Below are 11520 nucleotides of genomic sequence, written 5' to 3'. Positions count from 1 at the left end.
TTCACAAGGCCGTGCTTGAGTTTGCCGCCCACCGCAAGACGTAGCCGGCTGGCAAACTAGCCTTCGCGAACGCTTTCGTACCCGGCCGCTTGTGCGGCCTTGATGAACTTACGGTCGAAGGACACAAATGCTGAGCAGTGCGAGGACTTGCCCAGATGGAGCGCATCGGCGAAATCCATTCCCGTCTCGGCTAGATCGACCGCGGAAGAGACCATCGCAGCATCCTCTATCTCGATAGTGGGAAGCCCGCCGAACACCCGCAGTGCATTGACGATCGAGGCCTGATCATAACCATAGCCGCTGCGCAGCACCCACTCAGCCTCCAGGATCACCGTGACGGCGACGAAAACGGGCTGACCGTCGATCAGCCGCCGGGCTCGCGGGGACTGCTCGGGATCGTCGTTCGTCAGATACCTGACGACAACGTTGGTATCAATCGCGAGCATGGCGCCGCCGTGCTTCAGCAAGGACGGCCGCGTCCATCTCCTCCAAGGTCTTCGGTCTGCCACTGTGCGGCAGGACACCAAAGACATCTTCTGGTCGTGTCGGGGCAAAGGCAGGCGCCGGTCTCAAAAGTACACCGTCCGGTGTGTCTTCGACCTGCAGGCGCGTGCCCGCGCCCCAGTCCCTCCGTTTGCGGATAGCGCTGGGCAGGATGACTTGTCCCTTGGTCGAGACGGTCGTTATAAGCTTTTCTATTGCACCCATTGCGGTATTACCCTTGTGTAAGACAAAGGTAAGATATCCCTGTGAGGGGAACTATTCAAGCCCGCCGACGTCTCCTCGCTCAAACCCTGGTGCCGCCGACCGTCATCTGGTTCATCCTGAGATGCGGCTGGCCGACGCCGACCGGCACGCCTTGTCCGGCCTTGCCGCACATGCCGATGCCGGTGTCGAGTTTCATGTCGTTGCCGATCATCGAAACGCGGTGCATGGCGTCCGGTCCGTTGCCGATCAGCATGGCGCCCTTGATCGGCTGCGTCACCTTGCCGTTTTCGATCATGTAGGCCTCGGTGCAGCCGAACACGAACTTGCCTGAGGTGATGTCGACCTGGCCGCCGCCGAAGGATACGGCATAGATGCCGTTCTTGACCGAGGCGATGATCTCGTCCGGCTCCATGTCGCCCGCCGTCATATAGGTGTTGGTCATGCGCGGCATCGGCTGGTGCGCATAGCCTTCGCGCCGGCCGTTTCCCGTGGCTTTCATGCCCATCAGCCGGGCGTTCTGGCGGTCCTGCATGTAGCCGACAAGCTTGCCGTCCTCGATCAGCACATTGCGGGCCGAAGGCGTGCCTTCATCGTCGACGGTCAGCGAACCCCGCCGCTCCGGCATGGTGCCGTCATCGACCACGGTAACGCCCTTGGCGGCGACCTGCTGGCCGAGCAGGCCGGCAAAGGCGGAGGTCTTCTTGCGGTTGAAGTCGCCCTCCAGCCCATGGCCGACGGCTTCGTGCAGCATCACGCCTGGCCAGCCGCTGGACAAAACGATGTCGAACGTTCCGGCCGGCGCGGGAATGGCTTCGAGATTGACCAGCGCCTGCCTGAGCGCCTCCCTGGCCGCATGCTTCCAGGCGTCCTCGACCAGGAACTCGCCGAACGCCTTGCGCCCGCCCATGCCATAGGAGCCGCTTTCCTGGCGGTCGCCGTCGCCGACGACGACGGAAACGTTGATGCGGACCAGCGGGCGGATGTCGCGCACGATCTGGCCGTCGGCGCGCACGATCTCGACATGCTGCCAGGACGCCGCGAGCGAGGCCGTCACCTGGCGCACGCGCGGGTCCTCGGCGCGCAGCCATGCGTCGATTTCCTGCAACAGCTTGGCCTTGACCTCGAAGGAGGGCGAGGGGATCGGGTTCTCCTCGCCATAGAGATGGCGGTTGGTGCGCGCGGGTGCCGCGGCAAGCGTGCCGGAATAGCCGCCCCTGACTGTCGAGACGGCGTCGGCGGCGCGCAGCAGCGACGCCTCCGAAAGATCGCTGGAATGAGCGTAGCCGCTGGCCTCGCCGGCCACGGCGCGCAGGCCAAAACCCTGGTCGGTGTTGAAATTGGCGGTCTTCAGCCTGCCATTGTCGAACATCAGCGCTTCGCTCTCGCTGTATTCGAGGAACAGTTCGCCGTCGTCGGCGCCGTTCAGTGTGTCGGCGACGATCCGCTTGATGCGATCATCTGAAATGTCGAATTGGCCGGTCAGGCTGTTCATGGCAGGTCCGCTCACAGGAGGAATGGTGTTGCCACGATGTAGGCGCGAAGACGCGCCTGCACAATCCGCAATGACGATCCGCAGCAGGTAGGAGCGGGTAGCCCCGCCCCTGAACATGACATCCATCTTGAAGTTCGACCCGTCACCCGAAAAGGCCTTCACCCAGCGATATTTCTTGTTCCATTCATTGGCCTGGTCGGCCGTGAAGGGGTCGGTATAGCCCGAGGAGAACTGGATCGACTTGCACTTCTCATGGTTTTCGCAGCCATAGAAGTAGATGACATATTTCATGCCCTGAAGCCGGCCCGAGACCATCGGATCGCCCCGTCGTCCTTGTCCATCTTGGCCGAGCCATAGCCTTTCGCAAGCTCGAAAATGACGGCCGGATCGGGCGCCGTGATGATTTCGGAATCCTCGGCAAAGGCGACGGAAACGGCGCCGGTCAGGATTAGACCGGTCGACAAAAGCAAAGAACAAGCACGCATGATGACCCCCACAGCCAAAGATCAAACCCGTGGGAATTGTGAGGAAAGACGGTTTCGCAAGCATCAAGCTCAGGGCAGGGCGGCAAAACCGTCGGCGAAGCCCTTGAGGTCGACGGGGATGCCGATGCCTTCTTCCGGCGTCTGGAAGACGATGAAGGTGGCCGACGTCCCGGTCTTCAGCGTATCGAGCAGCGGCTTTTCGAGAATGACCTCGGCATAGCAGCCGTCTTGGAAGCAGCGCACGAAATAGGCGCGGCCAATATCCTTGCCGTCGACATTGAGGCCCAGGCCATTGGGCAGCAGAACGCCGAGCGGGGCCAGCACGCGCAGGATCTCGGCCTTGTTGTCGGCGGTGCGCAGGACGACGACGGACAGTCCCATTTCCGGGCGATCCTCGGCAACGACGTTCTGCATCATCACGCATTGTTCCGAGGTGGCGCCGGCCGGCGTGTCGCAGATGATCGACCACGCGCCATGCGTTGACTTGACCGTGCCGCTGGGCTGCGCTGCATTGGCGACGCCGGTTGCGGACGAGCCGATACCGATCAGGGCGGCGAGAAAAACGACCTTCGCCCCGCTTCTCGAAAGCCAAGCGCTTTTCGAATGCCAGGCGCTCTTCGAATGCCAGGCGTTTCTCGAAAGCCAAGAGGTCATGACGGCTCCATTGCGAATCACGGCACTTTAAGCCGCGCCAAGGCCAAGTAAAGGATAGGGCGACCGCCGGTCAGCCCCGGCAGGCGCAATAATGCGCTTTTCCCTAGCAAATTCGCCCGAATTGCGACCGTCGGGCGCATTCCTGACACAAGCCCGCATAGCCTGTCTGTCGACGACCCGCGCGGGCCACGAGGCCGTCGAAACAGCGCGGCAGCACTTGCGCGCAAAAATGCCGCACGGTTTCGCCCGCTCCTTTCTTGCGGAGGGAAATAGAGTATGGTTTGAACCACCCTTGGGACTGTCCGGGATTCCCATCCCGGCATTGTTCGATATTCTTGCGTCGCGATCGCGAGGAACCGGGAGATGAAGAGGGCGATGAGAAAATTCCCAGCAAGCGCCAAATTGATGGCAACAGCAGGCGCCGCCGCCGCATTTTTCGCCGGTGCCTCCGCCCATGCGGCCCAGCCGCAGCCGTGGGAGATGACTTTTCAGCCGCCGGCGACAGACATGATGCGGCAGATCGAGTGGTTCGGGAATTACACGATGTGGTTCGTCGTCCCGATCACTGCTTTGGTTCTGGCGCTTCTCGCCTGGTGCATCTTCAGGTTCCGCGCCAGCAAAAACCCGGTTCCGTCCAAGACCAGCCACAACACGCTGATCGAGATCATCTGGACAGTCGGGCCGGTCGTCGTCCTGCTGTTCATCGCCATTCCCTCGTTCCAACTGCTGACGGCGCAGTACACGCCGCCGGAAGAGGCCAAGCTGACCGTCAAGGTAACGGGCAATCAGTGGAACTGGGACTATGAGTACCAGACCGAGAACACGCTCTCCTTCAACTCGGCCATCCTGCAGGACGCCGACCGCGCCGCGATCGGCAAGGAAGACCGCAAGGTCTATCCGCGCCTGCTGGCGGTCGACAACGAGCTGGTCGTGCCGGTCAACACCATGACGCGCGTCCTGGTTACCGCAGCCGACGTGATCCATTCCTTTGCCGTGCCGGCCTTCGGCATCAAGATGGACGCGGTTCCCGGCCGTACCAACGAGACCTGGTTCAAGGCGGAAAAGGAAGGCATCTATTACGGCCAGTGCTCGCAGCTCTGCGGCAAGGACCATGCCTTCATGCCGATCGCCGTCCGCGTCGTATCCGATGCGCAGTACAAGACCTGGCTGGCAGCAGCCAAGACCGACCTCCCCGGCGCCAACAAGGCGCTGATGGCCGAGGTCGACGGTACCAACAAGGTAGCGGCCGCCGGCAATTGATGCCGCGGGTTAGCAAGAATTAGGGAACGGAGCCGACCATGGCAGAAGCTGCAGCTCACGACGACCACGACCACAAGCCCTATCATGGCTGGGTCCGGTGGGTGTACTCCACCAACCACAAGGACATCGGCACGCTCTACCTGATCTTCGCGATCTTCGCGGGCATCGTCGGCGGCGCGCTTTCGGTCGTCATCCGCATGGAGCTGCAGGAGCCGGGCATCCAGATCTTCACCGGTCTGGCGCAGATGGTCTATGGCATGAACGGCGATGCCGCCATCGACGGCGGCAAGAGCATGTACAACGCCTTCGGCACCGCGCACGCGCTGATCATGATCTTTTTCATGGTCATGCCGGCGCTGATCGGCGGCTTCGCCAACTGGATGGTGCCGATCATGATCGGCGCGCCTGACATGGCCTTCCCGCGCATGAACAACATCTCGTTCTGGCTGCTGCCGCCGGCCTTCCTGCTGCTCATCGCTTCGGCTTTCATGCCGAGCGCGCCCGGCGCCTATGGCGTTGGCGGCGGCTGGACGCTCTATCCGCCGCTGTCGACCTCCGGCCAGCCCGGGCCGGCCATGGATCTGGCGATCCTGTCGATCCACATTGCCGGCGCGTCCTCGATCCTCGGCGCCATCAACTTCATCACCACCATTTTCAACATGCGCGCGCCGGGCATGACGCTGCACAAAATGCCGCTATTTGCCTGGTCGGTTCTGATCACCGCCTTCCTGCTGCTCTTGTCGCTTCCGGTTCTGGCCGGTGGCATCACCATGCTGCTTACCGACCGCAATTTCGGCACCACCTTCTTCGCCCCGGATGGCGGCGGCGATCCGATCCTGTTCCAGCATCTGTTCTGGTTCTTTGGTCACCCCGAAGTGTACATCCTGATCCTGCCGGGCTTCGGCATCATCAGCCACATCGTCTCGACCTTCTCGAAGAAGCCGGTGTTCGGCTATCTCGGCATGGCCTACGCCATGGTCGCGATCGGCGCCGTCGGCTTCATCGTCTGGGCGCACCACATGTACACGACCGGCCTGTCGCTCGACACGCAGCGCTACTTCGTCTTCGCCACCATGGTCATCGCCGTACCGACAGGCGTGAAGATCTTCTCCTGGATCGCGACGATGTGGGGCGGCTCGATCTCGTTCAAGACGCCGATGCTGTGGGCGCTGGGCTTCATCTTCCTGTTCACGGTCGGCGGCGTCACCGGCGTCCAGCTCGCCAACGCCGGCCTCGACCGCTCGCTGCATGACACCTATTTCGTCATTGCCCACTTCCACTATGTGCTGTCGCTGGGTGCGGTCTTCGCCATCTTCGCCGGCTGGTACTACTGGTTCCCCAAGATGACCGGCTACATGTACTCGCCGGTGATCGCCAACACCCACTTCTGGGTCACCTTCGTCGGCGTCAATTTGATCTTCTTCCCGCAGCATTTCCTCGGCCTGGCCGGCATGCCGCGCCGCACCATCGACTATCCCGACGCGTTCGCCGGCTGGAACATGGTGTCGTCCTACGGCTCCTATATATCGGCCGTCGGCGTGGTGATCTTCCTCTATGGCGTGTTCGAGGCCTTCCAGAAGAAGCGCGTCGCCGGCGCCAACCCGTGGGGCGAGGGTGCAACGACGCTCGAATGGCAGCTGCCTTCGCCGCCGCCTTTCCACCAGTGGGAACAGCTGCCGAAGATCAAGTAAGGCAGCCCGAATACGAAACCGCCGGCCCGCCGGCGGTTTCGGCCAACGGAATGATTGGACTTATGTACGCATGGCCCTTGTCGACGACCCAATGATTGACGAAGCGGGCTTTCGCATGTCGGAAGCCACGTCGGGCGATTTCTTCGCCCTGCTGAAGCCGCGCGTCATGTCGCTGGTGGTGTTCACGGCGTTCGTCGGCATGGTCGCTGCGCCCGTGACCATCAACCCGCTGCTGGCGGTGATCGCCATCCTGGCCATTGCCATCGGCGCCGGCGCCTCTGGTGCGCTCAACATGTGGTACGACGCCGACATCGACGCAGTAATGAGCCGGACCGCCGGCCGCCCGGTACCGTCCGGCCGTATCCTGCCCGGCGAAGCCCTGAGCTTCGGCCTTGTGCTTTCGGTGCTGTCGGTGATGACGCTGGGCGTGCTGGTCAACTGGCTGTCGGCGGCGCTGCTTGCCTTCACCATCTTCTTCTACGCCGTCGTCTACACGATTTGGCTGAAGCGCTCGACGCCGCAGAATATCGTCATCGGCGGCGCCGCCGGCGCCATCCCGCCGGTCATCGGCTGGGCAGCGGTGACCGGAACGGTGAGCCTGGAAAGTCTCGTCCTGTTCCTGATCATCTTCCTGTGGACGCCCCCGCACTTCTGGGCGCTGGCGCTGTTCAAGTCCGACGACTACGCCAAGGCCGGCATCCCGATGATGCCGAACGTTGCCGGCCAGGCCTCGACCCGCCGCCAGATCTTTGCCTACGCCCTGATCCTGGTGCCGATCGGCGTGCTGCCCTGGGTGCTCGGTTTCACCACCGCCTTCTATGGCGTCGCATCAGTGGCTCTCGGCGCAGGCTTCGTCTGGTATGCCTGGAAAGTGCTGTGCATGACCGATAGCGACCGCGTCATGAAGCCGGCCAAGGCTCTGTTCGCCTATTCGCTGCTCTACCTCTTCGCCATCTTCGCCATCTATCTTGCCGACTGTGTCGTCGGTCGCGCTTTGGCCATCGGTGGAGCATGACCATGATCGACAAGAAGCTTGAACTGGTCACGCTGACCGAAAGCCAGAAGAAGGCGCGGCGCAACCGTTCGGCGGCGATCGGCGTCGCGCTGGCGATTCTGGTCGTCATCTTCTACGTCGCGACCATCGTGAAATTCGGCCATACCGGATGAGGCCGATGATGACCCGCCAGACCGTGACCGATCCCAGGAAGAAGAACACCAACCGCGTCGTCGCCGCCGTCTGCGTCGCCTTTTTCGGCGGCATGATCGGGATGGCCTACGCCGCGGTGCCGCTCTACAAGATGTTCTGCCAGGCCACCGGCTATGGCGGCACCACGCAGCGCGCCGAAAAGCAATATGCCGGCCGCATCCTCGACCGTGACATCACCGTGCGCTTCGACGCCAACACCAACGGCATTCCGTGGCAGTTCCAGCCGGTCGCCCGCTCGGTGACCATCAAGATCGGCGAGACCACGCAGGCGCATTACAGCGCCACCAACAAGTTCGACCGCGCCGTTACCGGCCGCGCCACCTTCAACGTGCAGCCGGAACTGGCAGGCCCCTACTTCAACAAGGTCGAGTGTTTCTGCTTCACCGACACGACGCTGAAGCCCGGCGAGACGCTGGACATGCCGGTCGTGTTCTATGTGGATCCCGATATCGTCAACGTGCCGGAACTGAAGGACTTGAAGACGATCACCCTGTCCTACACCATGTTCCCGGTCCAAAAGAACAAGCCGGTGGCGTCATCGACGCCGAACAGCAGCAGCAAAGTTTCAGATACCGAAGCAAATCTCGGGGGTTGATATGGCAGACGCGCACGCAAAACCACAACACGACTACCATCTCGTCAACCCGAGCCCGTGGCCCTTCCTGGGGTCGATCGGCGCGCTGGTGACTGCAGTCGGCGGCGTCGCCCTGATGCAGTATCTCAAGAACGGCGATTTTCCGATTTTCGGCCACAACATCGCCAATCCATGGCTGTTCTTCATCGGCCTGGTCATCGTCCTCTACACGATGTTCGCCTGGTGGTCGGACACCATCAAGGAAGCGCATGAGGGCCACCACACGCGCGTCGTGTCGCTGCATCTGCGCTACGGCATGATCATGTTCATCGCTTCGGAAGTGATGTTCTTCGTTGCCTGGTTCTGGGCCTATTTCGATGCCAGCCTGTTTCCGAGCGAAGTGCAGAATTACGCCCGCACCGCTTTCACTGGCGGCGTCTGGCCGCCGAAGGGTCTCGAAGTCCTCGATCCCTTCCATCTGCCGCTCTACAACACCATCATCCTGCTTCTGTCGGGCACCACGGTGACATGGGCGCACCATTCGCTCATCCATGGCGACCGCAAGGGCCTGATCAACGGCCTGGTGCTGACCGTCGGCCTCGGCATGCTGTTCACCATGGTGCAGGCCTACGAGTACATGCACGCTCCGTTCGGCTTCAAGGATTCCATCTACGGCGCCACCTTCTTCATGGCGACCGGCTTCCATGGCTTCCACGTCATCATCGGCACCATCTTCCTGCTGGTCTGCCTGATCCGCGCCTGGAAAGGCGACTTCACGCCCAAGCAGCATTTTGGCTTCGAGGCGGCTGCCTGGTACTGGCACTTCGTCGACGTGGTCTGGCTGTTCCTGTTCGCATCGATCTACGTCTGGGGATCGGTCGGCGCGGTGATCGAAGGCCACTGACGGCTTTCACCGAACCGACAAATCAGAAGGGCGGTCGCGGCAACGCGGTCGCCTTTCTTCTTTTCGGCGCCCCATCAATGGCCAACGGATTCGGCTGGTCGGGCTGGCTGCTTCAATTGGTCGACTGGACCGATGGCTGCATTGGGGTTACCGACTGCGACATGGACGAAATCTGGACTATGGTGCCGGATGGAACGCTGATCGAAATCGAGCCGTAAAGCATGACTATCCATGAGTGAAGATAGGGCGATCTGGCCACCCATTGAGCCGATCTCGGCCGGCCTGCACGGACGCTGCCCGCGCTGCGGCGAAGGACGGCTGTTTTCCGGCTTCCTCACCGTCGGCAAGCGCTGCAACAATTGCGGCCTCGACTATTCCTACGCCGATGCCGGCGACGGCCCGGCGGTGTTCGTCATCCTGATCATCGGCTTCATCGTCGTCGGGCTGGCGCTGTGGGTGGAGGTGACGCTGAGCCCGCCGCTGTGGCTGCATTTCATCATCTGGATACCGCTGGCCGTGGCGCTGTGCCTGACGGCCCTGAGGCTGATCAAGGGTGTGCTGCTGACGCTTCAATACGCCAACAAGGCGGCCGAAGGCCGCCTGGACCAGGGGCAATGAACGAGGCGCTGACCAAGCCCGCCGACCGCTCGCGGCCGAAGACGGCATTGCTGCTCGGCCTCGGCCTGGTGGTGTTCGTCATCCTGCTCGGGCTTGGCACATGGCAGGTGCAGCGCCTGTACTGGAAGGAAGCCCTTCTGCAGACCATCGACCAGCGCACCCATTCAGCGCCGCGGCCGCTGGCAGACGTCGAGAAGGAATTCGCCGCCACCGGTGATGTCGACTACACGCCGGTCACTGTCAGCGGGACGTTCCTGCACTCCGGCGAGCGGCATTTCTACGCCACCTGGGACGGCGACGCCGGCTTCAACGTCTATACCCCGCTGGCCCTCGACGATGGCCGCTATATCCTGATCAACCGCGGCTTCGTTCCCTATGATCTCAAGGATGCCGCCAAGCGCCCGCAAGGGCAGGTGACCGGCAAGGTCACGGTCTCCGGCCTGGCGCGCAACCCGCTGCCGGCCAAGCCGTCGATGATGCTGCCCGACAATGACGCGGCCAAGAACATCTTCTACTGGAAGGATCGTGACGTGATGGCGGCGAGTGCCGGCCTCCCGGCCGGCGCCGTGCTGGTGCCGATCTTCATCGACGCCGACAAGACGCCGAACCCGGGCGGGCTGCCGGTCGGCGGCGTCACCATCATCGACCTGCCGAATTCTCATCTGCAATATGCCTTCACCTGGTATGGCCTGGCGGCGGCTCTTGCCGCGGTTCTGATCATCAGGCTGCGCCGTCCGGCAAAGACTGAATGATCCAGAGCATGATCCCGAAAAGTGGGAACCGGTTTTCCGACAAGATCATGCTCCAACAAAGAGTTAGATCAGGTTGACCATTCAACCTGATCCAACTGCCCTTGACAGGGCAGGGGTGCACACCTCATTTCGCGTCACGATACGATCAACCGATCTGGAATCATGCTGCAGACCGCCACAAAACCACCGCTGACGATCCGGCTCTGCCAGCCGCGCGGCTTTTGCGCCGGTGTCGACCGCGCGATCCAGATCGTCGTGCTGGCGTTGAAGAAATACGGCGCGCCGGTCTATGTCCGCCACGAGATCGTGCACAACCGCTATGTCGTCGAGGGCCTGCAAAGCCTTGGCGCGGTTTTCATCGAGGAACTCTCGGAAATCCCGGCCGAGCACCGCAAGTCGCCGGTTGTCTTCTCGGCCCACGGCGTGCCGAAATCGGTGCCGGCCGACGCCAAGGCACGCGAGCTCTTCTATCTCGACGCCACCTGCCCGCTGGTCTCCAAGGTGCACAAGCAGGCGATGCGCCATCAGCGGCTCGGCCGCCATGTGCTTTTGATCGGCCATGCTGGCCATCCCGAAGTGATCGGCACCATGGGCCAGTTGACGGAAGGCGCCGTCACGCTGATCGAGACCGAAGCCGACGCTGCGACCTTTGCCCCCGCCGACCCGGAAGCCCTCGGCTTCGTCAGCCAGACAACGTTGTCGGTCGAAGACACTGCCGGCATATTGCGGGTGCTGCAGGAGCGCTTCCCGCAGCTGCATGCACCGGCCGCCGAATCGATCTGCTACGCCACCACCAACCGCCAGGAAGCGGTCAAGGAAACCGCCGCCGGCGCCGATCTCTACCTGATCGTCGGAGCGCCCAATTCCTCCAATTCGCGCCGTCTTGTGGAAGTGGCGGAGCGCGCCGGCGCCACCATGTCGCTTCTCGTACAGCGCGCCGCCGAAATTCCGTGGAATGACATCACAAATATCTCGACGCTCGGCCTGTCTGCCGGCGCGTCGGCGCCGGAGATCATCGTCGACGAGATCATCGACGCCTTCCGCCAGCGCTTCGAGGTGAACATCGACCTGGCGATCACGGCCACCGAAACGGAGGATTTTCCAGTCATGCGGGTTCTGCGCGATGTCGAACTGACGCGGGCCGACATGGCCTTCGTCAACGGAGCCGCGTGAAC

15 protein-coding genes are annotated in these 11520 nt (G+C 62.4%); 10 read left to right on the top strand and 5 right to left on the bottom strand.

The annotated features are described in order from the left end of the window. Positions 1-56: 56 nt before the first annotated feature. The 5 genes from NKI10_RS21720 to NKI10_RS21700 all read right to left on the bottom strand — a co-directional run bounded on the left by NKI10_RS21720 (position 57) and on the right by NKI10_RS21700 (position 3339). Positions 57-446, bottom strand: a complete 390-nt coding sequence (locus NKI10_RS21720; protein WP_023709873.1) for a type II toxin-antitoxin system VapC family toxin — start codon at positions 444-446, stop codon at positions 57-59. Continuing rightward, entirely contained in the window at positions 433-708 is a 276-nt protein-coding gene (locus tag NKI10_RS21715; RefSeq protein ID WP_081725433.1) for an AbrB/MazE/SpoVT family DNA-binding domain-containing protein, read from the bottom strand. Before NKI10_RS21715 ends, NKI10_RS21720 begins: the two co-directional genes overlap by 14 nt. Before the next feature lie 79 nt (positions 709-787). Next, entirely contained in the window at positions 788-2491 is a 1704-nt protein-coding gene (gene tldD, locus NKI10_RS21710; protein WP_023816786.1) for a metalloprotease TldD, read from the bottom strand. Then, complete coding sequence (locus NKI10_RS21705; RefSeq protein ID WP_155923284.1) at positions 2488-2685, bottom strand: hypothetical protein; 198 nt, start codon at positions 2683-2685, stop codon at positions 2488-2490. The genes tldD and NKI10_RS21705 overlap by 4 nt, the downstream gene beginning before the upstream one ends. Positions 2686-2754: 69 nt before the next feature. Further along, positions 2755-3339 carry an invasion associated locus B family protein gene (locus NKI10_RS21700; RefSeq protein WP_023668422.1) on the bottom strand — a complete coding sequence of 195 codons (585 nt, stop codon included), beginning with the start codon at positions 3337-3339 and terminating at the stop codon, positions 2755-2757. Between the two features lie 363 nt (positions 3340-3702). Here NKI10_RS21700 and coxB point away from each other — a divergent pair, with 363 nt between their 5' ends. The 10 genes from coxB to ispH all read left to right on the top strand — a co-directional run bounded on the left by coxB (position 3703) and on the right by ispH (position 11518). After that, entirely contained in the window at positions 3703-4599 is an 897-nt protein-coding gene (gene coxB / locus NKI10_RS21695; RefSeq protein WP_050485823.1) for a cytochrome c oxidase subunit II, read from the top strand. 38 nt (positions 4600-4637) lie between these two features. Then, the gene (ctaD, locus tag NKI10_RS21690) at positions 4638-6290 is read left to right on the top strand and encodes a cytochrome c oxidase subunit I (RefSeq protein WP_023668420.1); all 1653 of its coding nucleotides are present in this window, start codon (positions 4638-4640) and stop codon (positions 6288-6290) included. Between the two features lie 70 nt (positions 6291-6360). After that, complete coding sequence (locus tag NKI10_RS21685) at positions 6361-7305, top strand: heme o synthase (protein WP_352861865.1); 945 nt, start codon at positions 6361-6363, stop codon at positions 7303-7305. Then, entirely contained in the window at positions 7302-7457 is a 156-nt protein-coding gene (locus NKI10_RS21680; RefSeq protein WP_023668418.1) for a cytochrome c oxidase system small membrane protein, read from the top strand. Before NKI10_RS21685 ends, NKI10_RS21680 begins: the two co-directional genes overlap by 4 nt. A gap of 8 nt (positions 7458-7465) precedes the next feature. Beyond that, entirely contained in the window at positions 7466-8092 is a 627-nt protein-coding gene (locus NKI10_RS21675) for a cytochrome c oxidase assembly protein (RefSeq protein WP_023727487.1), read from the top strand. Position 8093: 1 nt separating this feature from the next. Beyond that, positions 8094-8975 (top strand): cytochrome c oxidase subunit 3, encoded by an 882-nt coding sequence (locus tag NKI10_RS21670; protein WP_023668416.1) that lies wholly within the window; start codon positions 8094-8096, stop codon positions 8973-8975. Positions 8976-9052: 77 nt separating this feature from the next. Further along, a complete protein-coding gene (locus tag NKI10_RS21665) occupies positions 9053-9193 on the top strand; it encodes a L,D-transpeptidase family protein (protein WP_023668415.1) in 141 nt (46 codons plus the stop codon). Positions 9194-9206: 13 nt separating this feature from the next. Beyond that, complete coding sequence (locus NKI10_RS21660) at positions 9207-9593, top strand: DUF983 domain-containing protein (protein ID WP_023668414.1); 387 nt, start codon at positions 9207-9209, stop codon at positions 9591-9593. Then, complete coding sequence (locus NKI10_RS21655) at positions 9590-10345, top strand: SURF1 family protein (RefSeq protein ID WP_352512895.1); 756 nt, start codon at positions 9590-9592, stop codon at positions 10343-10345. Before NKI10_RS21660 ends, NKI10_RS21655 begins: the two co-directional genes overlap by 4 nt. A gap of 162 nt (positions 10346-10507) precedes the next feature. Continuing rightward, the gene (gene ispH / locus NKI10_RS21650) at positions 10508-11518 is read left to right on the top strand and encodes a 4-hydroxy-3-methylbut-2-enyl diphosphate reductase (RefSeq protein WP_352861862.1); all 1011 of its coding nucleotides are present in this window, start codon (positions 10508-10510) and stop codon (positions 11516-11518) included. Positions 11519-11520 lie beyond the last annotated feature (2 nt).

Origin of the sequence: Mesorhizobium sp. M0802 (assembly GCF_040320115.1) — a bacterium.
Lineage (GTDB): Bacteria > Pseudomonadota > Alphaproteobacteria > Rhizobiales > Rhizobiaceae > Mesorhizobium.
This window is presented reverse-complemented; position numbering and strand designations above follow the sequence as displayed.